Raw genomic sequence first — 20,772 nt, 5'->3', positions numbered from 1 at the left:
CCTATTCTACAGCTTCGTAATCATCGACTGAGGGGTCTTCTTCCTCATCAAAATCTTCAAAGGGATTGAACCCATCTTCTTCAAGATCAAATTCGGTTTGATAATTGCGACTTGTATCCTCTAAATTTACCTCATCATGGGATTCAGTGACAAGGTTTGACTCTTGAGTTTCATCTTCAAACGTTCCGAAAACTTGGTCTAGTTCTGGAGTTTCTTGAGTCCGTGTTGCTTCTTTTGCCGAGGAGGATTGGTTTTCTTGAGTAATATCCTCTTTTTCTACGGGTTCATAGTCTTTAGAAGAAGAGTCTTGAGTGCGATTTCCCCCTTGACTGTACACTTCTGATCCCATGCTTAAAACCGCTTGTCGGTACTCTTCTAAGCGAGTTTGAATCACTCCCAATTCAAGGTTTGAATCTTCTAGGGCGCTCACTAATTGCTGTTTCTTCTGTTCCGCAGCCGTTCTTAGTTTTTGAGGGATCAAATGCTCATTATCTTTCAATGTGGATTGATGACTATAAAACAGGCTATCGGCTTGGTTACTGAGTTCAATTCTTTGGATGCGTTTACGGTCTTCTTCTGCATATTGTTCGGCTTCTTTCTGCATCCGTTCAATTTCTTTTTGAGACAAACCGCCAGTTTCCTTGATCACAATGCTTTGTTCTCGTCCTGTTCCCTTATCTTCTGCGGAAACTTTTAAGATGCCATTGACATCAATATCGAAACTGACCTCAATTTGGGGAACACCGCGAGGGGTTGCGGGAATCCCCGTCAGGAGAAATTTACCAAGGGTTTTGTTATCCGTTGCCATTGCCCGTTCCCCTTGTAAAACGTGGATTTCTACAGAGGTTTGTCCGTCGGTGGCGGTGGAAAAGGTTTGTGATTTACTGGTGGGGATCGTTGTGTTTCGATCGATGACTTTGGTAAAAACTTCTCCGAGGGTTTCTATCCCCAGAGACAGGGGAATCACATCCAAAAGCAAGATATCTTCTACTTCCTCCTCATGGATTAAAACCCCACCTTGAATCGCCGCTCCCAAAGCAACCGCTTCATCGGGATTGATCGATCGATCGGGTTCTTTCCCCTGAAAAAACTCTTTCAGTGCTTCTTGTACTGCGGGAATACGAGTTGAGCCACCGACCAGTAAGATTCGATCGATCTCTTTCAGCTTCAAACCCGAATCTTCCAACGCTTGATTTAAGGGTTGAATCGTCCCTTGTACCAAATCACGGGAAAGCTCATTAAACTTCGATCGCGTCAACTCTAATTTTAGATGCTTCGGACCAATTTCCCCCTCACCTTTGCTAAAAGCCGTAATAAAAGGGAGATTAATCACAGTTTTCGGGCGCGTCGATAACTCAATTTTTGCCCGTTCGGCGGCTTCCCGTAACCGTTGCATTGCCATTTTATCTTTTGTTAAGTCAATCTCCTCCTGTTTTTTAAATTCAGCAAGCATCCACTGCACAATCACATTATCAAAATCATCTCCCCCTAAGTGATTATTCCCTGCGGTTGCTCTAACTTCAAATACCCCATCCCCTAAACGAAGGATGGAAACATCAAACGTGCCACCCCCTAAGTCATACACCAAAACATTTTGTTGTTCCTCTTGTTTATCAATCCCAAACGCTAAAGCAGCGGCAGTCGGTTCATTAATAATCCTCAAGACATTCAACCCAGCAATTGTTCCTGCGTCTTTCGTCGCCTGACGTTGAGCATCGGTAAAATAAGCGGGAACGGTAATCACGGCTTCCGTAACCGATTCGTTGAGATAATCTTCAGCATCTGCTTTGAGCTTCTGTAAAATTATTGCTGAGATTTCTTGGGGAGTGTATTGTTTTCCCCAACTTTCCACATCAACGGTCTGATCCTTCCCTGGCACACAGTGATAAGAAACCCGCTTCCGTTCTACTTCTGCGTCTTCCCAACGCCGTCCAATAAAGCGTTTAATACTATAAACCGTATTTTCGGCATTGGTAACAGCCTGGCGTTTCGCCAGTTGACCCACTAAACGCTCTTCGTCTTTAGTAAAAGCAACAATACTCGGCGTTGTCCGTTCTCCTTCTGAGTTTCCGATTACCGCCGATTTACCGCCTTCTAAGACTGCAAAGCAACTGTTGGTTGTGCCGAGGTCGATGCCGATCACTTTTCCCATGAGATTAATAAAGTTATAGAGATTTCCTTTCCGTAAATATACAAGATATCTATAAGAAAGTTTTCCCTCAATCTGGAGGGAAACTAGCAAATTTGCTAAGAAAAGATGTTTTTGATCAATTAAGCCAGTTGTTCCTCATTGCTGTTATTTTCTGTGTCTCCACTGGCTTCTTCTTGTGATGAGGGTTCAGGGGCGGCGGCAACTTTTACCATCGCATGACGAAGCACCGTATCTTCTAACATATATCCTGATCTGAGTTCTTCAATCACTGTCCCTTCAGGATGCTCATTAGTCGGTTCTCGCAACATGGCTTCATGGTAATAGGGATCAAACGGCTCTCCTTCGGGGCGCATTTTTGAGACTCCTAGACTCTTCATTGCTTCTACCAGTTGCTTATAAACCCCTTGATAGCTTTTATGAATATTCTTTTCCCCTTCTGTGGCGGGTTTAATTTGCGATCGCGCTCGTTCAAAATTATCCACGATCTCTAAAATTTTGGATAGAGTTTCCCGTTTCTCATTTTGCTTAATTTCTTCTTTTTGCGTCTCGCTACGACGGCGGAAATTTTCAAAATCTGCCGCTAGACGTTTCGCTTGCGCGGTGACGCTTTCCCGTTGTTGGGTTTCTTGTTCTAATTTTTGTTGGAGGGCTTGAATTTCCGATTGTAACTGTTCTGTATTTGCAGATTGCTCGGTTGCGGTTTGCTCTTGACTTTCCCCCTCAGCTGCCGTTTCTACCGCTTCGGCTTCCACAGAAACCGCTGTTTCTGGCTGTTGCGCTTGTTCCTCTTCTGGAGGAGTTTGAGCTTCATTATTGGCTGTGTCTTGTTGTTTATTTTCGTCCATCATGTCCTACTGTTTTACACACTCTATCGCATTCTAGATTAACAGTTTTCTTTTTTTTCTCTTGGTGTTGGCGTTCGGTTTTATAGCGCTACGCGCTAGGCAACAGGCAACAGGCAACAGGCAAAAGTCCTATGGTGAAAAGGTTTTAGCGATCAGTAATGTCCTAACCTAAGTTGCTAGTGCTATAACGAAAAAAAAGAGACGCTCTTTTGAACGTCTCTCCAAGTTGAATTCTGGTTTGCTTTAGCAATTGCCCCCTAACCCCCAACTCTGGGGGAACTGATGAGAATCAATTGCCCCCTAACCCCCAACTCTGGGGGAACTGATGAGAATCAATTGCCCCCTAACCCCCAACTCTGGGGGAACTGATGAGAATCAATTGCCCCCTAACCCCCAACTCTGGGGGAACTTAGAAAATCTAGGGGGCGAGAGCGTGTCCTCTGAGGAGACTACCGACCGTTTTCGCGGTAATCTTCATTTGTACCCAAGGATTACCAGGGGCGACGGTTTTATAAAGATAGCTATCAAAAGTCAGACGCTGGACATCTTTATCGGAACACATTTCCACGAACGCTTCCCGACTGGCATCAGACCGATAGAAAACTCGTTGGAGTAAGTCTAACACCAGGTAAGTCATGCCATAGCGTTTATCCCAACGTTTGATGTAAAGTTTGAGGTCATCTTCGGTGGGGATACGCTGTCCATTTTTGGAAGTTTCGACAATGGTTTCGGCACACATCCGAGCCGATTTAGCCGCGAAATAAATGCCTTCTCCAGAGGATTTAGTCACGGTTCCGGCTGCGTCTCCCACGAGAGCCACCCGATCGCGAACCCGATGGGGACGAGGATGTTCAGGGATAGGATGCGCTTCCACTTTAATGATCTCTCCACCTGTAATCCGTTCGGCAGCGCGAGCGCGGATGCCAGCTTGGAGGTCTTTAATTTTTGCTTTATTGACCTTCATTGTGCCAGTTCCTACTGCCACGTGGTCATATTTCGGGAATACCCAAGCATAGAAGTCTGGGGAAACATCGTCACCGACATACATTTCCGCCAATTCTTCGTAGTAACCCATTTTTTCTTCGGGAATCCGAATCCGCTCTTGGAAGGCGATCGCGTAGTTGTAATCTCCCGCTTCGATCGCTTTGGCAACCCGTGAGTTTGCCCCATCAGCACCGATGACTAAATCCACTTGTAGGGTTTTTGCTGTTCCCACAGCACTGCCATCAGAATGATCTGCGTAATGGAGTGTATAGGATTCATTACTTGCTTGGGGTAATTCCAAGCGATGCACAGTCCCATTGATTAAATTCGCGCCCAGTTCGGCGGCTCGATTTCTTAAAAAGCCGTCTAGGACTTCCCGACGGCACATTCCGATATATTCTTCTTCGTTTTCTAAATTAATATCAACGGCGACATTAGATGGCGAGATCATTTTCATTTTTCTCACGCGCCGATCGATAATTTCTGGCGGGAGGTCAAACTCGCTAACCATGCAGAGAGGAATTGCACCACCACAAGGTTTTGCATTATCTAGTTTCCGTTCAAATAGATAGGTTTCAATTCCCGCTTTGGCTAATACCTCCGCCGCAGAAGAACCCGCCGGTCCTGATCCGACAACAGCAACCCTTAACACCAAGGTCTATCTCCTCTACTTCTAGTTTTTACTCACTTTTGGCATCCTACCACGTAGGTTTTAGGAATTTCTTCCCCATTGCTTCGATCGCCCCCGATTTTGAAACAGTCTTTAACACGACTCAAACAAATCTTTACATTTCTTGACGATCGCACTCTTGAAAAAGCGCGATCGCCGATTTTTTCCAAAACTTACTTATCCAAAGTACCGTTCATAATCGTCATGGCTTCCAATCCAAAACCAAGTTACGGTATCTTCTTCTAAAACTCCTAAAGCACGGTATTTTTTTGTTATCCTGACTGACCAAATCCCCTCTTGGCTATTAATACACTTAAAACGTAGAGACGGATGAAAAGGATTTTCTGCCCATAAACGATATGCTTTTCTCGCGCTTTGTCTAATTTCACTACTAAGTTGGCGATAACTTCTCCAAAAAGAAGGAAGAACTGCGGAGTTCATAATTGATCATAGTCCATCGCCGTTGCTTTACCTTTTGCTACTTCCTGCTTGGCTTTTTTCGCAGCAGCAATAAGTTGAGATTGGGTGCGCTCAAAGGATTGTTCCCATTTGATCTCATCTTGCAATTCATCAATATATTCTCGTAGGTGATTAACAACTTGGTCTTGAGTTTCTTCAGGTAAAGATTCAATCATTTTAACGATCGTCGTAATTGCTTCTGAGGACATAATTTTTGACATAATTTTTAAGATCAGTAACTGTTGGTCTTTCTTACCTAGCTTTAACAATAACAACTTCACTACTTGAACAAGGTTCGGGAAGGTTTTGACCTGTTTCAACTAAATCTTCAAGATGTAACTCAATGGCTTCTTGAATTAGCGCGATCACCTCCTCTTTTGTCTCACCAACCGCAACACATCCTAGTAAATCTGGGACATAAGCACCATAACTAGATGCTCCTTTTTCAAGAATAACTGTATATTGTTGCTGTCTGTTCACCTTTTTTTACTCTTCTATTGTATTTAGAAAACTCCAAACTAGCCGCGATCGCGCTGTTGAATAAAACGGTGGTGCGGTTTTATTTTTGATGATTTAGTCTCGCTCTTTTGCCTTAAATTAAATTCATTCCTTGTCCTCACTGGAAACTTCAGGAGTTGCAACTAGAGCTAATTCTACCCAATCGGGTTCTGGTTGCGTCAGATGAGCGCGAATATTCGGACCAAAAAACCGCTCAATTTTTTCTTGTCTTTCTTGCCAATTTTCCCAAGACACAAGCGAGGATTCAAACTCTAAAACTAAGCCATAAGAGCCATCAATAAGTTCTTCTCGCAATCCACTTAAAATCGGTCGTTCTTCATCAGTTGGACTTAATCCTAATCGTTCTAAAGACTCTTGTAAATGAACTTGTTCTCCGTAGCGGTAACGAGTTACATCATTGCGAATTTGATTTTGAGTGGGAGTGGATTTTTCTTCCCTTAATTTTACGACTTCAGGAGGCGTTTCTTTTGTGTAGGGAGTGGGTTTCAATTCCGCAGCTTTTAAGGCTAATCCGCCTAAAAAAACTGGAATTCCGTAAAAGAATCCTGCTAAATTAAGGGTGGCATTTCCCGCGCCATAAGCAATAAAACCAACGACAGCGAGCGTTCCCCCAATAATCATTCCCCATTTTCCTAAAGAGATTTTACCAAGCATCTTGACATAACCGTGTATTGAGCATTTATAGTTTACCTTAGACCCTATAAACAAAGATAGTCATGGATAAACAAGCATTGATCGATCGAATCCGTAAAATTGAAAGCAAGCGCGAGGTTTTGGTTGATCTCATGGAACAACCGAACATCGGTAGTTTACGTTTAGATGTGAATCAAGCGTTAGAGGAATTAGATGATTTAATTGAGGAATTTAAGGAAACCTTTCCAGAAGCGCAGCGAAATTAATGATTGTCTCCCAATTGTTGAATGAGATGAATTAAATCTTCAGTTGGGGTTTCTTTACTACAAAACGCATCAATCGGGGCGTTTTCCATTGTCGCTTCCATTTTCGGGTCTTCTAGGGAAGAATAAGCGATAATTTGTGCTTTGGGGTGAGTTTGTTTAATTTGAGTGGAAGCACTGAGTCCATCCATGACAGGCATTTGTAAATCCATTACCAACACATCGGGAGCGTTTTCTTTTGCCATTTCCAAAGCCTCTTTCCCGTTTCTAGCGACTCCCACTAGGGTAAAGGCTTGTCGATTCGATAAGATGAGTTCTAGAGTATAGCGGGTTAACTCATGATCGTCAGCAATTAGAACTCGCAAGGTTTTTTGTTGTGTGGCTTGTTTACTCAAAGTTTACTAGGCTGTCACTAACTTCCAACACTCACCAATTGTAAGGGTTAGGTGACAATTTCCCCTCTGTCATCAGAAATAAGTTTTTGGTAGTAATAAAAAGCAGAAAGTAGGTTGGGTGGAGGGAAGCGAAACCCAACACCAATCAGTGACCAGTGACCAGTGACCAGTGACCAGTGACCAGTGACCAGTTGTGCTTGATCTAATCAGTTACCAACCTACAGTTCTGAGTTTTGTTGGGTTACGCTTTTGGCTTCACCCAACCTACAATTAACTACAATTAACTACAATTAACGGAGAAAGTAGGTTGGGTGGAGGGAAACGTAACCCAACACTAATCAGAAAGTAGGTTGGGTGGAGGGAAACGTAACCCAACACCAATTGGTCATTAGTCATTAGAAAGTAGGTTCGGTGGAGGGAAACGTAACCCCACCTACAGTTCTCAGTTTTGTTGGGTTACGCTTTTGGCTTCACCCCACCTACAGTTCTACTGAGTTGGGTTGGGTTACGCTTTTGGCTTCACCCCACCTACAGTTCTCAGTTTTGTTGGGTTACGCTTTTGGCTTCACCCCACCTACAGTTCTCAGTTTTGTTGGGTTACGCTTTTGGCTTCACCCCACCTACAGTTCTACTGAGTTGGGTTGGGTTACGCTTTTGGCTTCACCCAACCTACAATTAACGGAGTTTATTTATTAATTATTGCAATTATGTCATCTTCTAACAATCAAACCATTCTTGTTACTGGTGGTGCGGGTTATATTGGTTCTCATGCAGTGCTGGCTCTCAAGGAAAGAGGTTACGATGTGGTGATTCTTGATAATTTGGTTTATGGGCATCGGGATGTAGTAGAAAAAAGTTTAAAGGTGGAATTAGTTGTCGGGGATACTTGCGATCGCGCGCTCCTTGACCAAATCTTCAACAACCGAGAAATCACCGCCGTGATGCACTTTGCCGCTTATGCCTATGTGGGAGAATCTGTCGAAAATCCAGCGAAATATTATCACAATAATGTTGTGGGAACACTGACGCTTTTAGAAGCAATGCAAACCTTGAACCTTGATAAGTTTGTATTTTCCTCTACTTGCGCGACTTATGGGGTTCCCGAAACTGTTCCCATTCCAGAAAACCATCCTCAAAACCCAATTAATCCCTATGGTGCGAGTAAATTAATGGTGGAGCGCATTCTCCAAGATTTCGATCGAGCTTATGATTTCAAATCAGTAATTTTTCGTTATTTTAATGCAGCTGGTGCTGATCCGCAAGCGCGCACAGGCGAAGATCATAATCCAGAAACCCATCTCATCCCTCTGATTTTACTAACCGCTTTAGGAAAACGAAATGCGATCAAAATTTTTGGCACTGATTATCCGACAAGAGATGGCACTTGTATTCGAGATTATATTCATGTCACTGACTTGGCGCAAGCTCATGTTTTGGGATTAGAATACTTACTGAATGACGGGAACAGTGAAGTCTTTAATTTAGGCAATGGTAATGGTTTTACCGTGCGAGAAATGATTGCTACGGCAAAAGCTGTCACTGAAAAAGAGTTTACCGTAGAAGAAGCCGATCGTCGCTCTGGTGATCCCCCGATGTTAGTGGGAAGCAGTGAAAAAGCGCGTCAGATTTTAGGTTGGCAGCCACAATATGCGGATTTAAATAACATTATTCGTCATGCGTGGCAATGGCATCAAAACCGACATTTTTAATCAAATGGGAGCAAAATATCTATGTCTTTTCACACTACTACCACTGCTGGTTTCCTAATTATAATGCTGTCTCCTGCTACAGCGATCGCAGAAAACTTAAATGATCTCAATCAACTTTTTACCACAAAAGCCTGTGAGGAGTGTAACTTAGTTAATGCTGGTTTAGTGAGAGCAGATTTAGCTGGGGCGCAATTACAAAGAGCGAATTTAACTAATGCTAATCTCAGTCGTGCTGATCTGACAGGGGCGGATTTAAGGGGGGCAAATTTAAGCGGGGCTTCCCTTCATGGGGCGGATTTAAGGGGGGCAAATTTAAGCGGGGCAAATTTGGTGGCAACGGATTTGAGAAACGCTTATTTAACTAATGCTCAACTACAAGCTACCAGTTTAGAAAGTGCTTACATTCAAGGAGCGATCGGTGTTCCCACTGAAGCCAGTTCTGCAGAACAATTTTACCGTCTAGCGGTTGCCGAAGCGCAGGAAGGAAACTACGAAAGGGCGATCGAATACTGTAATTATGCGATCGAGGCAAATAGCGAATATGCACCCGCTTATTTAGGGAGAGGAGTCGCTCGTTTTCGCTTGGGAAATGAAATCGCCGCCACTCAAGATGCACAAGTCGCAGCAGAACTTTTTGAGTTACAGAACAATCCCACAGGCGTGCAAGCGTCACAACAATTTTTAAAGGCGATGGAAATTGCTCGTCAACCGCGAGAAAATAATGGCGGTGGCGGTGGTTTAAATCGGGTGTTAACCAGTGTTGGTTCTTTGTTGATGCGCTTTTTGTTTTAAGGGGCGTAATCTGCCAAAATGTTCTTCTCCTTGTCGGGAGGGAACAGAGTTTTCGATCGGGGTTAACTGAACAATTTCAAATTGAGGGGTGAATAAGTCTCTGATTTCTGGGGGTTGAATCCCGTATGGCGGCCCACCGGAACGTTGATGGGTAAAGAAGATGGCGAAAAGTTCGCCGCTGGGTTTGAGTAGGGAATGAACAAGATTAATGTAGGGGATGCGTTTTTCTGGGGGAAGGGCGCAAAAACAGGTGTGTTCGACTACATAGTCGAAATGGTCGGTATAGTTTTGGGGAAGGTTAAAAATGTCTTCTTGGAGAAACGACACGGGAAGGTTGGCTTTTTTGCTGAAATCTCTGGCAGCTTCGATCGCGCTAGGGGCGAAATCAACGCCGATGACTTCATGTCCAGCTTGGGCAAATAAAAGGGCATCATAGCCCCTTCCACAGCCAATGACGAGGGTTTTCCCAGGGGAGGGAGCGTCCTCTGATGCTAATAAATTTACCAGTCCAGGGGCAGCTTTTCCCATGTCCCAGCGATCGGTGCCTAATTGATAGCGAGATTCCCAAAACTCAGGAGTTGTATTCATTGTGATGTCTAATGGCAACAGCGATGATATTTTAACCTTGACTTGATAGGCTGAGAATATACGAAAGATAGAAAGATTTGAATTACAGGGAGGATTTAAGCATGAAACGGGCTGTGATTATTGTGGATAATGGGTTTGAGGATACAGAGTTCGCTTATCCCTTTTATCGTTTGCAAGAAGCTGAGTTTACAGTTGATGTGGCAACAAAAGGGAAAGTGGATGTGAAAGGGAAGCATGGGGTGGCGGCGAATGCTACCGTTGACGCAGATGAGATTAAAGAAACCGATTATGATTTAGCAGGAGGGCTGAGAATCCTACGACTACAATTTTAAATTTAGTCGTAGACGGGGCGTATAAACATCTGGGGAGACCCCAGATGACAGCCCCTCATGAATCAGCCCATTTGCGGTATAATCAAACAAGTAGGCTTAATACCCAAGTGCTAATCGCCACCTACTAATTGATACAGAATTAATTTCTGAAGACTGAGGAACCTTCAACCGAGGGGCATCCGGGAGAAGTAAAATAAAGCTCATCGAGTATCCGAACCGATAGGTGGAGTTGGTGAGAAGCCCCAACCACATCGAAAAATTGGTTGGGGAGTGTGTCACTCTCAGCGCAAGTGGTCGCCGATCGCAATGTCACAGCTTATCCAGGATGTAAGGATGATTTGGTTAATGCGGGAGGTCACTTTAAATCGGAAGCAGTGGTGGTCGATCGAAATCTTGTCACTGCGACTCATTACCGCGATAATGCCGCTTGGATCAAAGCAACCTTAAATCAATATGAAGCTCTAAATTTAAAGGATTAACTCATCAGAAAATGGGTAAAGTTTTAACCACAGTGACGATTACTAATCGTGCGGATCAAATTCGGGCTGAGGAGGGCCTAATCCCAGAAAAGGAAATTCGCACCGTTACCTTGAATAAAATTTTAGTAGATACTGGCGCAACAACGTTGTGTCTTCCTTCAGAATTAATTGCCCAATTAGGATTAAAGTTATTAAAAGAGGTGGATGTCAGTACCGCATCAGGATTAAGAAAAGCCAGAATTTTTCGGGATGCTGTTCTTTCCTTATACGATCGAGAAGGGACGTTTGAATGCTTAGAATTACCTGGGGGAACTGAACCTTTATTAGGAGTCATTCCTTTAGAAGCATTAGGGTTAGAACTAGATTTACAGAAACAACAGGTGCGAGTTTTACCAATGGGTCCCAGTCAAACTTATCTCACAATTTTGTAAGAGTGAGAGGGTTTTCTTGATTTCACTAATGATCGATAATTAATTTTTTATGGTCAATCTTCCCACCCAAATCACTCTCTCCCGACTGTTAGGGATTCCGTTTATTTTCTATTTTCTGTCTCAGTCTTCTCCCACCTCTCAGGGAATTGGTTTGGGAATTTTTCTGTTAGTAGCGGCGACGGATTGGCTAGATGGTTATTTGGCTCGTAAACTGGATCAGGTAACGGATTTAGGAAAATTTCTCGATCCCCTTGTGGATAAGCTCTTGATTTTTGCACCACTTTTGGTATTAGTTGAATGGGGGACAATTCCAGCTTGGGGCGTTTTCTTGATTTTAGGGCGGGAAATCGCGATCGCGGGCTGGCGAGTTAATCCTAATTTAGCAGGGGAAAAATTGCCGAGTGCGAATCAGTTAGGAAAAGTAAAAACGGTGCTTCAAATTGTTGCGATCGCGGTTTTAATTGCGCCAATTGATAACAATAATTGGTTAATTTTTTCGCAGATTTTATTTTGGCTTGCTGTTTTTCTAACCTTAGTTTCTGGTTTAATTTATGTCATTCCTTCAATGAGCAAGAAAACTCAAAAGTAAAATGTTGCCCTCGCCCCCAATTTTGGGGGAATTGTTAATCTGCCCCCTCGCCCCCAATTTTGGGGGAATTGTTAATCTGCCCCCTCGCCCCCAATTCTGGGGGAATTGTTAATCTGCCCCCTCGCCCCCAATTCTGGGGGAATTGTTAATCTGCCCCCTCGCCCCCAATTCTGGGGGAATTGTTAATCTGCCCCCTCGCCCCCAATTCTGGGGGAATTGTTAATCTGCCCCCTCGCCCCCAATTTTGGGGGAATTGTTAATCTGCCCCCTGCCCCCCAATTTTGGGGGAATTGTTAATCTGCCCCCTGCCCCCCAATTTTGGGGGAATTGTTAATCTGCCCCCTCGCCCCCAATTTTGGGGGAATTGTTAATCTGCCCCCTGCCCCCCAATTTTGGGGGAATTGTTAATCTGCCCCCTCGCCCCCAATTTTGGGGGAATTGTTAATCTGCCCCCTCGCCCCCAATTCTGGGGGAATTAATCCGCTATCTGGTAGGTTGGGTGATAACCCAACATCATCCATAAATCTAGCTATCTGGTAGGTTGGGTGACAACCCAACATCATCCATAAATGTTGTTTCCTCTGGTGATAGGTTTCCCGAAAAAAACGAATTTGATTAAGATAAGATCATTATTTTTATACATTGGTTATTTAGAGTTAGAGAAGGGGACAAAATACAATAAAATCTAGATTGAAATAAAAAAATAAGTCTTTTGGAGTTAAATAAAATGAGTTATGATTTACTTTTAATTAATGGCGCGTTACTGATGACTGCTTATTTACTCGGATCAATTCCCACTGGTTTTTTAGCGGGTTATTGGTTACAAAAAATTGATATTCGAGAATATGGATCAGGATCAACGGGTGCGACAAATGTTTTACGGGTGTTGGGCGCAAAAGCGGCTGTAGCTGTTTTGTTGATTGATTTACTCAAGGGCGCGATCGCGGTGGGAATTGTTAAACTGGGTGTGGTACAGTTGCCAAATGTTGCCCTTAGCGAAGACTGGACGGCTTGGCTAGTGGTTTTAACTGCATTGGCTGCAGTGTTTGGTCATAGTAAGTCGGTTTGGTTAGGCTTTAGTGGCGGTAAGTCGGTGGCGACGAGTTTGGGGACGTTATTAGTGATGACTCCTCCTGTAGCTTTGGCGGGAGTTGCGGTTTTTGGGATGACTCTGGCTGCATCACGAATGGTGTCTTTGAGTTCGTTAATGAGCGCGATCGGGATCAATGTATTTATGATCACGTTGAATGAACCGCTTCCTTACATTATTTTTGCGGTGTGTGCCGCGTTTTATGTGTTCTGGCGACATCGCACCAACATCGATCGCATTTTAGCGGGAACTGAACCTAAAATTGGACAAAAAGTTTCTAGTTAACCATGAAATATCACGTTATCTATGATGGCAATTGCAATCTTTGTGTCTCCCTTGTCCAACAAATGGAAAAGCTAGATCAAGGAAAACAGTTTGATTATATTCCGATGCAAGATCAAGTCACTTTAAATCGCTTTGGAATTACAGAACAAGATTGTGAGTTAGGCATGATCCTAATTGATGCCGAAAACACAAATATGCGTTGGCAGGGAAGTGACGCAGCCGAGGAAATCGCTCGTAAAATCCCTTTTGCAGAAGGATTAATTGCTTTATATCGACAAATTCCAGGCTTGAAACCGATCGGCGATCGAGCTTATGCTGGGATACGTGATAATCGTTATCAGTGGTTTGGTAAACGCGATCGAACCTATCATTCCCCCTATCCCATCGGCTGTCAGGCTTCGGAAACCGTGAAAGATTGAATTTTCTGAAACCGATAGGGAGACATTAAAGCCCCCCAAATCGGTTTTTTCGTTTCTGGATCAATGCCTTTGTCATCACTGAAAAATTCTTCTGCGGTGACGGTAAACCCTAATTTCACCTCACAAAGGCGACCTTGGGCGTAAAACTGACACACCGCGTTAGGCAAAGGTTTTGCAGAAAACTCCTTTTCGGTGTCGGTGACTTGCAAAACACAATCTGGCAACTTCTCCAAATCATCCAGACGAAGAGAGTCTAATTGTTGAGGATTCCTTCCTGATCCTTGCCATAGTTGCGGTTGCTTAAAAGCGTAATATTGGATCGCGATCGGATCGGTGGCGGTGATAACAAATACTCGTTGACGATAAGGTCGATCGAGCTTTAAAGCGGGTGCTTGTTCTGCAAATAGCGCATAATTGCCATCAATCAGAAACGGGAGCGGACGATGCCATAATTTAAGACTAACAAACCATGCAGGTTCGGACATGGCTTGCTCTTTGTTCTCAAATTCTCCTGCCAACCATTGAGCAAGTTTTAACCCCAAATCCGTTGACATTATTCGTCTTCTCCAGTTTCCTCTTCTTCTGCTGGGGGAACTAAGGCTACCGCCGCGATCGCATCGTCTTGATCTAACCGTTGTACTCTCACCCCAGTTGCTTGTCGAGACTGTCTGGGAATCGCATCTGTTCCCTGACGAATGATAATCCCTCGATTCGTGACTAACATTAATTCCTCGTCTGCGTGAACCACTTTCAAAGCAGCTAAACAGTCCTGTTTGCGGAATTTCATCGCACTTAAGCCTTTACCAGCCCGTTTTTGTAGGCGAAATTGAGTGATAGGAACTCGTTTTCCGTAACCGCCTTTGGTAATCGCTAAAATCCAGAGGGTTTCTTCCTGTGTCGGTTCTTCGATCGATGCGTCTTCTTCGGTGGCTTCTTCCTTCATCTCTGCGATCACTTGCGCGGGAAGAATATCCATGCTGATTAACTCATCATTGGGTTTCAGCTTCATTGCTTTTACGCCTCGGGTTGCCCGTCCGAGAGGGCGTAATTGCTCGTGACTAGCGCGGAAATGAATCGCCATTCCCAGTCGAGAACCAATAATAATACTATCGCTTTCTTTTGCCAACCGCACCCAACGCAATTGGTCTTCCTCAGCAAGGGAAATCGCAATTAACCCGTTACTACGAATATTACTAAACGCAGACAGAGAGGTTTTCTTGATGTTCCCCTGTTTCGTCAGCATAATTAAATAGTCTTCTTCGGTAAACTCTCGCACTGATAACACTGTGGTGATCTTTTCTGCTTGAGAAATGGGTAACATCTGCAATAGTGGCGTTCCTCTGGAAGTCCGAGACCCGATCGGGATTTGGTAAGCATTGAGGGCATAAACTACGCCTCGATCGCTGAAAAATAAGAGATGGTCATGGTCACAGCAACTAATAAAATGCTCTACGCCATCATCTTCTTTCATTTTCGCCGCCGATTTTCCTCGTGTCGCCCGATTCTGTGAGCCAAAGGTATCCACTGGCATCCGTTTAATATACCCTTGTTCGGTGAGGAGAATAATCGCTTGTTCATTGGCAATCAAATCTAGATCAACAATTTCTCCTTCTGCGCTTTCAATGATGGTACGGCGAGGAGTGGCATATTTTTCTTTAATCTGGGTTAATTCCGTTTGAATAATCTCTTCAATGCGTTCCCGTCGGGCTAGAATGTCTTGGTAATCAGTAATTTTCGCCAGTAAGTCTTCGTGTTCAGCTTGGATTTTTTCCGCTTCTAATGCGGTCAACCGCCGTAACTGCATTTGCAAAATTGCATCGGTTTGCGCTTCTGACAGTCCGAAATGTTCTGTGAGGTTGGCTTTTGCGGTTGGGGTATCCGCTGCGCTTCTAATGATGCGAATAACTGCTTCAATATCTTGGAGGGCGATTAATAATCCCTGTAGGATATGATCCCGTTCTTGTGCTTTTCTTAATAGGTAAGTGGTGCGACGGGTAATGGTTTCGACGCGAAATTCAACGAAGACTTCCAGAAATTTCTTTAAGTTGAGGTGTTGCGGTTCTCCGTTGACTAACGCCAACATATTCGCCCCAAAATTCATTTGTAAGGGCGTTTGTTTATAAAGATTATTAAGAACTACGCGAGGATAAGCATCTTTTCGCAGTTCGATCACGATTCGCATCCCCGTTCGATCGCTCTCATCCCGAATATCAGAAATCCCCTCCAGTTTTTTGTCGTTGACCAGTTCCGCAATTTTCTCGATGATGGCGGCTTTATTACTTTGATAGGGAAGTTCCGTGACAATAATCGCTTCTTTATCCTGTCTTCCAGGTTGGGAGAGGGTTTCAATTTCCGCAACCCCACGCATGGTAATTGATCCTCGTCCTTCCTCGTAAGCCGCTTTAATCCCACTGCGTCCTAAAATTTGTCCTCCCGTAGGAAAGTCAGGGCCAGGGATATATTGCATTAATTCTGCTGTGGTCAGATCAGGATTTTGAATGAGCGCGATCGCGCCATCCACTAATTCTCCTAAATTATGCGGGGGAATATTCGTCGCCATTCCCACCGCAATCCCAGAAGACCCATTTAATAGCAGTTGTGGGATACGGGAGGGAAGAACCATCGGTTCTTGTTGCGACCCATCAAAGTTGTCGATAAAATCAACAGTATCGGATTCGATATCCTGTAGTAGGGCATCAGTGGAAAGAGCTTGTAAGCGGCATTCTGTGTAACGCATTGCCGCCGGGGGATCGTTATCGATCGAGCCAAAATTCCCATGACCATTAATCAAAGGATCGCGCATTGAGAAGAGTTGCGCCATCCGCACCAAAGCATCATAAACCGCCGTATCGCCATGGGGGTGATATTTCCCTAACACTTCCCCCACCACACGAGCGCATTTCCGAAAAGGACGATCGGCGGTGAGTCCCAACTCATACATCGCATATAAAATGCGTCGATGAACGGGTTTCAAACCATCTCGTGCATCTGGTAACGCCCGACCCACAATGACGCTCATCGCGTACTCAAGATAACATTGAGACATTTCGTTTCGCAGTTCGGTCGGGATAATCCGCTCTTGGGAAGGGGTCATAATTTTTTAAAACTCCGTTGCAATCAGAAGTAAAAACAAGAAAGAGAAACACTCCTTCTTTTTTCTGATTAATGCTACTAATTTTACGATTTACCCTCCCATTATAACTTACGGAGTCCCCCTGAATTGATACCAATTGCGGGGATTTCAGCAGTAGATTGGGTGAAACAAGCGTGTAACCCAACATCGATCAGTGACCAGTGATCAGATCAAAAGTAGGTTGGGTGAAGCCAGCGCTAAACCCAACACCAATTAGTCATTAGGTAGAGACGTTCCATGGCACGTCTGTACATTAGTCATTAGTCATTGGAAAACAAAGGACAAAGGACGAAGGACGAAAGACAAATTTTGTTGGGTTTCGTCACCTCCACCCAACCTACATCTACTAAGAATTAAGCTGCATCACTGCCGCCTAAACCACCAATAATTTTAAATAAAATTTGCATTCCTGTTAGAGCTTGCCAACTAAATAAGCCAAGAATCCCAACATTAAATACAATGTGAGCATTACGGGCTAAATTGTTTCCTTTTGTCATCCAAGGTACTAACGCAGCCGAAGCAGCAAAAAGCGCCAACATTCCTAAACCCACTAACAGGTGAGGACCGACAAATAATTTACCATTATTAATATAGGTAATTGCCATTCCTCCGAGATTTCCTAACACCACTAAAGCTAATAAAATTGAACTTAAAGTATAGTGTTTCTCTCTCAATTTTCCCTTTTTCTCTTTTACTCCCTCTGCACCATTACGGGCGCGGCGAAATTGTATTCCTAAATACAATGTGTAAACGGAAGCCCCTAACAAAATCCACATAAAAGCAGGGTGGAAAAATTGCGACCAAACTTTAACTGATTCTGGTAATTCCATAGTTGTCCTCTCTCTCGTTATCGTTACCATTAAGGATTGTAACAATTTCTCATTATATTAATCCTCGGCTAAAACAGCTAAGACGGCTTTCGGGGATAATTTATCTTTGAACCACACTAGCTTGGCGGGAACATTGTCGAAGTTGACTCCAGCTTTATCGAGATTTAAACGTTCGGAAATGGCTAAAATCAAGTTATCGACTTGCGAGTTACGCACTTGATAGAATTTTTTTCTTAGGTATTCAGGTCGCCAATAACCGATGATTTCTAGGAGAAACTCGTTTCCATTAGGATGAACTAAGCGAAAGTCTGGAATCATTACGCTTCCTGGAATGGGAATGAGGTCAACTTCTCTCTCTAGTTGCCATTGCGTTTTTTCTTTCTCCCAGCGTTTGGCAAATGATTCTTCTAGCAGGCTATCGTAGGGCTTTCCAGGCGGATAATGGCTGACTAGCCCACAATGACTATCAAGGCTAAATCGTCCTTGTCTGAGGGCTTTACTGTATCGATCGCGCTGTTCTATAATAACTTTCAATTCCCAACGACTGACATGGAGTAACGCGGGGAGTAACTTCGCTAAGGCTAACCCGTAACGGGTACTGGACTTAAACACACTTGCGGGTCCGTCAATGGTGATGGTGAACCCATGATCTGCGTCTCCTTCGATATAAGCCATGAGTTGAAAGAGTTTGAGATAGCGAAAGAGAAGTTTATATTGTCCTGGAACATTTCGGTGGGCGTTGATTTCAATTAAGGTGGCGCGGTAAAGAATGCCTTGTACTTGGGAGAGATTGTAGCGATGGAGAAGTGTCTCTGGTGCGGGAGTTTCAAATTGTGTTAGGATGCGGTTTTCTTGTAAGTCTGCGTAAAGTCCTTGTTCAATTTCTGAGATGAAAACGGTGCGTTTAAGTTCTGTGGTGAGTTCGTTGGCGAGGGTTTCTAAGGTTGCTTGACGGTGATGAGGGGTGGGGATGGTATTGGCAGCTTTACTAAATACCCGTTGACGCAAGGTTTGTGGTTCAAGAGGACTAATGATTTCAAAGGTGGAGAAATTATTTTTTAAAAGGTGTGCTAATCCTCTTTGAATCCGATAATCCGTGTTGTCTGCTTCTTTTTCTGATAACGCTCGATCGAGTTCTTTTTGCGGTTTTCCGACGGATTGTTCAAAACAGGAAATCAATTCATTAGCTAAAGTAATCGCGCCATTTGTATCTTCCACTAACAACTGTTTGGGAATAATACTCTCCCCATTTTGTCGATGAATTAAATGGTCACTTTTTAGCATTCATTCTTTACTCAATCTCTACCTGTTTGATTTTAGCAGTTAATCCCGATTTAATTTTAACTTGAGATTTTCTCACGCCGTAGGTTTTCGCTAATAATTTAATCAATTCGGCGTTCGCTTTCCCTTCTACAGGAGGAGATTTAAGACGAATAATTAAGTCGCCATTCTCCCCCGTTTCCACTTTTTGCTGTTTAGAATTGGGTTTAACTTTAACGGAAAGTTTCTTCATTGATTACGGTTTGGGAAATTTAGTTATCTGCGCGATCGCGCTCAAATCTAGTTCTCCTTTTTTGACCAATAATTGGTTAATTTCTAAACTAATTCCATCCATTTCAAAGTTACTTAAATTCAGAATACTTCTAGCTTTTTCTAACAGTGCTTCTGTTAACTTCGGCGAGAGTTCTTTTCCTTCTGCATAACTGACATTATTAAGAGAAACGCCTCTTCCGCCATCACTAACACGAGGAATGGTTGTAAAATAAGTTTGCTGAATCTCCTCAGTTTCTCGAATTTTTATTTTAGCATTAATCCCGATCGCTCCCTGTGGCAATAAATGACATTCTACGGCTAAAACATCTAAAGTTACAGGATCATTATCAATTTGCATCTGCAAGTTTTGCATTTGTTCCTGTAGAGTTTGGGAATTAAAAGCGCGGTTAATATCGGCTTCTGTGAGAACAATATCCGCTTTTCCTGTACTGGTTTCTGTTAACTCAATATTTCCTGTTAAGGCTTTAATCGGACTAACCGCAATATTCTCCAATTGAATCACCATTTTCTGCATTCGTAAATCTTTTTGCATCACCAACCCTTCGCCATCTATGGTGAGAGATGCTAGTTTTCCTTGAGCAAGTAAACTGGGATCAGTTTTCACATCAACACTTAGCTGATCTGACTCATCCAGTTGACTAGAAAGCGCAAATTCTGCGATGCGATTAAGAGTTTGTTGTCCTAAATCTTGGGTGGCTAACGAAAACAGCATGGTTATTCTTAATTAATTATTAGCTTGTGAATTTAAGTTCCATCTTATATTAATTTATGTTAACTGTCGTCTTTACTGAGGCGGATTTATAGTTTTAGCCCCCTAACCCCCAAGATTGGGGGAACTAATACCATTTTGAAAAACTGGCGCTACAGTATCGACTCTTTAAGCCCCCCAGACTTGGGGGGTTTGGGGGGCTTTAATGCAACTTGACTTTTCCAACATGGTATAATTTAATCTTTTTCTCACTTCTGAGATCAGGTTCAGAGCCATTGCTTGTAATTGGTGTTGGGTTTCACTTCTCTCCACCCAACCTACTTTTTATCTGATTCCCCCCAATCATCGGGGGGTTAGGGGGGATTACTATCAATTAGAATTAAGCAGTTGTCTCGTCAAAATAATCAATCACTCATCATGTCAAAGGTTTATTCGACTTTAGCGGCGTTAGAGGTCGAAATCAAGGAAAACCCTGAACAATGGCGACCATTGGTTTTAACCAACGGTTGTTTTGATTTGCTGCACGTGGGTCATCTGCGTTATTTACAAACAGCGAAATCGTTAGGAAAAACATTGGTTGTGGGAGTCAATAGTGATTTATCAGTGAGTCGGATTAAACCTCAAAAAACTGGTTTTCCCCCGCGTCCAATTCTTCCTGAAAGTCAACGGGCGGAAGTTTTAGCGGCGTTAAGGGTTGTGGATGCTGTGGTGATTTTTTCCGAAACAACCGCAACGGAATTAATTCAAACTCTGAAACCAGATATCTACGCCAAAGGGGGAGACTATACCATCGAGACGTTACCAGAAGCGAAAACGGTACAAAGCTACGGTGGGAGCATTCAATTGATTCAAATCGAAGTTCCCACTTCCACTAGCGATGTGATTCGGAAAATCTTACAGGGGTAAACCTTT

General features: G+C 43.4%; 25 protein-coding genes. 10 read left to right on the top strand and 15 right to left on the bottom strand.

What is annotated here, in order from left to right; all coding sequences use genetic code 11:
- Position 1 precedes the first annotated feature (1 nt).
- The 7 genes from dnaK to DACSA_RS01035 form a co-directional block, all read right to left on the bottom strand.
- The gene (dnaK, locus tag DACSA_RS01065; protein WP_015228006.1) at positions 2-2,152 is read right to left on the bottom strand and encodes a molecular chaperone DnaK; all 2,151 of its coding nucleotides are present in this window, start codon (positions 2,150-2,152) and stop codon (positions 2-4) included.
- Between the two features lie 119 nt (positions 2,153-2,271).
- Positions 2,272-2,997, bottom strand: a complete 726-nt coding sequence (gene grpE / locus DACSA_RS01060) for a nucleotide exchange factor GrpE (protein WP_015228005.1) — start codon at positions 2,995-2,997, stop codon at positions 2,272-2,274.
- A 418-nt stretch (positions 2,998-3,415) separates the two neighbouring features.
- Entirely contained in the window at positions 3,416-4,633 is a 1,218-nt protein-coding gene (chlP, locus tag DACSA_RS01055) for a geranylgeranyl reductase (protein ID WP_015228004.1), read from the bottom strand.
- A gap of 195 nt (positions 4,634-4,828) precedes the next feature.
- Positions 4,829-5,092: a type II toxin-antitoxin system RelE family toxin gene (locus tag DACSA_RS01050; protein WP_015228003.1), complete on the bottom strand. Its 264-nt coding sequence runs from the start codon at positions 5,090-5,092 to the stop codon at positions 4,829-4,831.
- Positions 5,089-5,319: a hypothetical protein gene (locus tag DACSA_RS01045; protein ID WP_041235239.1), complete on the bottom strand. Its 231-nt coding sequence runs from the start codon at positions 5,317-5,319 to the stop codon at positions 5,089-5,091. Before DACSA_RS01045 ends, DACSA_RS01050 begins: the two co-directional genes overlap by 4 nt.
- A gap of 43 nt (positions 5,320-5,362) precedes the next feature.
- Positions 5,363-5,590, bottom strand: coding sequence for a type II toxin-antitoxin system HicB family antitoxin (locus tag DACSA_RS01040; RefSeq protein WP_015228001.1), 228 nt, complete (start codon positions 5,588-5,590; stop codon positions 5,363-5,365).
- A gap of 123 nt (positions 5,591-5,713) precedes the next feature.
- Positions 5,714-6,283 (bottom strand): DUF2854 domain-containing protein, encoded by a 570-nt coding sequence (locus DACSA_RS01035; protein WP_015228000.1) that lies wholly within the window; start codon positions 6,281-6,283, stop codon positions 5,714-5,716.
- A gap of 62 nt (positions 6,284-6,345) precedes the next feature.
- On the opposite strand from DACSA_RS01035, the gene DACSA_RS01030 reads away from it, so the two are divergent.
- Positions 6,346-6,528, top strand: a complete 183-nt coding sequence (locus DACSA_RS01030; RefSeq protein WP_015227999.1) for a hypothetical protein — start codon at positions 6,346-6,348, stop codon at positions 6,526-6,528.
- Here the strand turns inward: DACSA_RS01030 and DACSA_RS01025 are convergent.
- Positions 6,525-6,920: a response regulator gene (locus DACSA_RS01025; protein WP_015227998.1), complete on the bottom strand. Its 396-nt coding sequence runs from the start codon at positions 6,918-6,920 to the stop codon at positions 6,525-6,527. The genes DACSA_RS01030 and DACSA_RS01025 overlap by 4 nt on opposite strands.
- Positions 6,921-7,627: 707 nt before the next feature.
- Here DACSA_RS01025 and galE point away from each other — a divergent pair.
- Positions 7,628-8,629, top strand: coding sequence for a UDP-glucose 4-epimerase GalE (galE, locus tag DACSA_RS01015; RefSeq protein WP_015227997.1), 1,002 nt, complete (start codon positions 7,628-7,630; stop codon positions 8,627-8,629).
- Positions 8,630-8,650: 21 nt separating this feature from the next.
- Positions 8,651-9,421 carry a pentapeptide repeat-containing protein gene (locus tag DACSA_RS01010; RefSeq protein WP_015227996.1) on the top strand — a complete coding sequence of 257 codons (771 nt, stop codon included), beginning with the start codon at positions 8,651-8,653 and terminating at the stop codon, positions 9,419-9,421.
- On the opposite strand, the gene DACSA_RS01005 is transcribed toward DACSA_RS01010, so the two are convergent.
- Entirely contained in the window at positions 9,380-10,009 is a 630-nt protein-coding gene (locus DACSA_RS01005) for a methyltransferase domain-containing protein (protein WP_015227995.1), read from the bottom strand. The genes DACSA_RS01010 and DACSA_RS01005 overlap by 42 nt on opposite strands.
- 101 nt (positions 10,010-10,110) lie before the next feature.
- Here DACSA_RS01005 and DACSA_RS01000 point away from each other — a divergent pair, with 101 nt between their 5' ends.
- The 6 genes from DACSA_RS01000 to DACSA_RS00975 all read left to right on the top strand — a co-directional run bounded on the left by DACSA_RS01000 (position 10,111) and on the right by DACSA_RS00975 (position 13,634).
- Positions 10,111-10,341: a DJ-1/PfpI family protein gene (locus tag DACSA_RS01000; RefSeq protein ID WP_051017259.1), complete on the top strand. Its 231-nt coding sequence runs from the start codon at positions 10,111-10,113 to the stop codon at positions 10,339-10,341.
- 272 nt (positions 10,342-10,613) lie between these two features.
- Complete coding sequence (locus tag DACSA_RS00995) at positions 10,614-10,820, top strand: DJ-1/PfpI family protein (RefSeq protein ID WP_051017258.1); 207 nt, start codon at positions 10,614-10,616, stop codon at positions 10,818-10,820.
- An 11-nt stretch (positions 10,821-10,831) separates the two neighbouring features.
- Positions 10,832-11,251 carry a retroviral-like aspartic protease family protein gene (locus DACSA_RS00990; RefSeq protein ID WP_015227994.1) on the top strand — a complete coding sequence of 140 codons (420 nt, stop codon included), beginning with the start codon at positions 10,832-10,834 and terminating at the stop codon, positions 11,249-11,251.
- Positions 11,252-11,300: 49 nt separating this feature from the next.
- Positions 11,301-11,840 (top strand): CDP-diacylglycerol--glycerol-3-phosphate 3-phosphatidyltransferase, encoded by a 540-nt coding sequence (pgsA, locus tag DACSA_RS00985; RefSeq protein WP_015227993.1) that lies wholly within the window; start codon positions 11,301-11,303, stop codon positions 11,838-11,840.
- 727 nt (positions 11,841-12,567) lie between these two features.
- Positions 12,568-13,215, top strand: coding sequence for a glycerol-3-phosphate 1-O-acyltransferase PlsY (gene plsY, locus DACSA_RS00980; protein ID WP_015227992.1), 648 nt, complete (start codon positions 12,568-12,570; stop codon positions 13,213-13,215).
- 2 nt (positions 13,216-13,217) lie between these two features.
- Positions 13,218-13,634: a thiol-disulfide oxidoreductase DCC family protein gene (locus DACSA_RS00975; protein WP_015227991.1), complete on the top strand. Its 417-nt coding sequence runs from the start codon at positions 13,218-13,220 to the stop codon at positions 13,632-13,634.
- Here DACSA_RS00975 and DACSA_RS00970 read toward each other — a convergent pair.
- From DACSA_RS00970 to DACSA_RS00945, 6 genes are all read right to left on the bottom strand, one after another.
- The gene (locus DACSA_RS00970) at positions 13,607-14,188 is read right to left on the bottom strand and encodes a chromophore lyase CpcT/CpeT (protein WP_015227990.1); all 582 of its coding nucleotides are present in this window, start codon (positions 14,186-14,188) and stop codon (positions 13,607-13,609) included. The two genes, DACSA_RS00975 and DACSA_RS00970, sit on opposite strands and share 28 nt — an antisense overlap.
- On the bottom strand, positions 14,188-16,728 hold the full coding sequence (gene gyrA, locus DACSA_RS00965) for a DNA gyrase subunit A (protein ID WP_015227989.1): 2,541 nt from the start codon (positions 16,726-16,728) through the stop codon (positions 14,188-14,190). The genes DACSA_RS00970 and gyrA overlap by 1 nt, the downstream gene beginning before the upstream one ends.
- Before the next feature lie 392 nt (positions 16,729-17,120).
- Complete coding sequence (locus DACSA_RS00960) at positions 17,121-17,597, bottom strand: DUF4079 domain-containing protein (RefSeq protein WP_015227988.1); 477 nt, start codon at positions 17,595-17,597, stop codon at positions 17,121-17,123.
- A gap of 57 nt (positions 17,598-17,654) precedes the next feature.
- Positions 17,655-18,881, bottom strand: coding sequence for a DUF790 family protein (locus tag DACSA_RS00955; RefSeq protein WP_015227987.1), 1,227 nt, complete (start codon positions 18,879-18,881; stop codon positions 17,655-17,657).
- Positions 18,882-18,888: 7 nt separating this feature from the next.
- Positions 18,889-19,110 carry a DUF167 domain-containing protein gene (locus DACSA_RS00950; protein ID WP_015227986.1) on the bottom strand — a complete coding sequence of 74 codons (222 nt, stop codon included), beginning with the start codon at positions 19,108-19,110 and terminating at the stop codon, positions 18,889-18,891.
- Positions 19,111-19,113: 3 nt separating this feature from the next.
- The gene (locus tag DACSA_RS00945) at positions 19,114-19,863 is read right to left on the bottom strand and encodes an LmeA family phospholipid-binding protein (RefSeq protein ID WP_015227985.1); all 750 of its coding nucleotides are present in this window, start codon (positions 19,861-19,863) and stop codon (positions 19,114-19,116) included.
- A gap of 414 nt (positions 19,864-20,277) precedes the next feature.
- Here DACSA_RS00945 and rfaE2 point away from each other — a divergent pair, with 414 nt between their 5' ends.
- Entirely contained in the window at positions 20,278-20,766 is a 489-nt protein-coding gene (rfaE2, locus tag DACSA_RS00940; protein WP_015227984.1) for a D-glycero-beta-D-manno-heptose 1-phosphate adenylyltransferase, read from the top strand.
- The last annotated feature ends 6 nt before the right edge of the window (positions 20,767-20,772 follow it).

The sequence above is a fragment of the Dactylococcopsis salina PCC 8305 genome (assembly GCF_000317615.1).
GTDB classification, from domain to species: Bacteria; Cyanobacteriota; Cyanobacteriia; order Cyanobacteriales; family Rubidibacteraceae; genus Halothece; species Halothece salina.
This window is presented reverse-complemented; position numbering and strand designations above follow the sequence as displayed.

What these genes read in the sequence shown, in the direction of transcription:
- DACSA_RS00960 (WP_015227988.1), bottom strand. Translation starts at nt 17,597, where the DNA reads ATGGAATTACCAGAATCAGTTAAAGTTTGGTCGCAATTTTTCCACCCT.
- DACSA_RS01050 (WP_015228003.1), bottom strand. Translation starts at nt 5,092, where the DNA reads ATGAACTCCGCAGTTCTTCCTTCTTTTTGGAGAAGTTATCGCCAACTT.
- rfaE2 (WP_015227984.1), top strand. Translation starts at nt 20,278, where the DNA reads ATGTCAAAGGTTTATTCGACTTTAGCGGCGTTAGAGGTCGAAATCAAG.
- DACSA_RS00945 (WP_015227985.1), bottom strand. Translation starts at nt 19,863, where the DNA reads ATGCTGTTTTCGTTAGCCACCCAAGATTTAGGACAACAAACTCTTAAT.
- galE (WP_015227997.1), top strand. Translation starts at nt 7,628, where the DNA reads ATGTCATCTTCTAACAATCAAACCATTCTTGTTACTGGTGGTGCGGGT.
- DACSA_RS01030 (WP_015227999.1), top strand. Translation starts at nt 6,346, where the DNA reads ATGGATAAACAAGCATTGATCGATCGAATCCGTAAAATTGAAAGCAAG.
- DACSA_RS01000 (WP_051017259.1), top strand. Translation starts at nt 10,111, where the DNA reads ATGAAACGGGCTGTGATTATTGTGGATAATGGGTTTGAGGATACAGAG.
- DACSA_RS01010 (WP_015227996.1), top strand. Translation starts at nt 8,651, where the DNA reads ATGTCTTTTCACACTACTACCACTGCTGGTTTCCTAATTATAATGCTG.
- gyrA (WP_015227989.1), bottom strand. Translation starts at nt 16,728, where the DNA reads ATGACCCCTTCCCAAGAGCGGATTATCCCGACCGAACTGCGAAACGAA.
- DACSA_RS00955 (WP_015227987.1), bottom strand. Translation starts at nt 18,881, where the DNA reads ATGCTAAAAAGTGACCATTTAATTCATCGACAAAATGGGGAGAGTATT.
- DACSA_RS00975 (WP_015227991.1), top strand. Translation starts at nt 13,218, where the DNA reads ATGAAATATCACGTTATCTATGATGGCAATTGCAATCTTTGTGTCTCC.
- plsY (WP_015227992.1), top strand. Translation starts at nt 12,568, where the DNA reads ATGAGTTATGATTTACTTTTAATTAATGGCGCGTTACTGATGACTGCT.
- DACSA_RS00990 (WP_015227994.1), top strand. Translation starts at nt 10,832, where the DNA reads ATGGGTAAAGTTTTAACCACAGTGACGATTACTAATCGTGCGGATCAA.
- DACSA_RS01045 (WP_041235239.1), bottom strand. Translation starts at nt 5,319, where the DNA reads ATGTCCTCAGAAGCAATTACGACGATCGTTAAAATGATTGAATCTTTA.
- DACSA_RS01005 (WP_015227995.1), bottom strand. Translation starts at nt 10,009, where the DNA reads ATGAATACAACTCCTGAGTTTTGGGAATCTCGCTATCAATTAGGCACC.
- DACSA_RS00970 (WP_015227990.1), bottom strand. Translation starts at nt 14,188, where the DNA reads ATGTCAACGGATTTGGGGTTAAAACTTGCTCAATGGTTGGCAGGAGAA.
- pgsA (WP_015227993.1), top strand. Translation starts at nt 11,301, where the DNA reads ATGGTCAATCTTCCCACCCAAATCACTCTCTCCCGACTGTTAGGGATT.
- grpE (WP_015228005.1), bottom strand. Translation starts at nt 2,997, where the DNA reads ATGGACGAAAATAAACAACAAGACACAGCCAATAATGAAGCTCAAACT.
- DACSA_RS00950 (WP_015227986.1), bottom strand. Translation starts at nt 19,110, where the DNA reads ATGAAGAAACTTTCCGTTAAAGTTAAACCCAATTCTAAACAGCAAAAA.
- dnaK (WP_015228006.1), bottom strand. Translation starts at nt 2,152, where the DNA reads ATGGGAAAAGTGATCGGCATCGACCTCGGCACAACCAACAGTTGCTTT.
- DACSA_RS01035 (WP_015228000.1), bottom strand. Translation starts at nt 6,283, where the DNA reads ATGCTTGGTAAAATCTCTTTAGGAAAATGGGGAATGATTATTGGGGGA.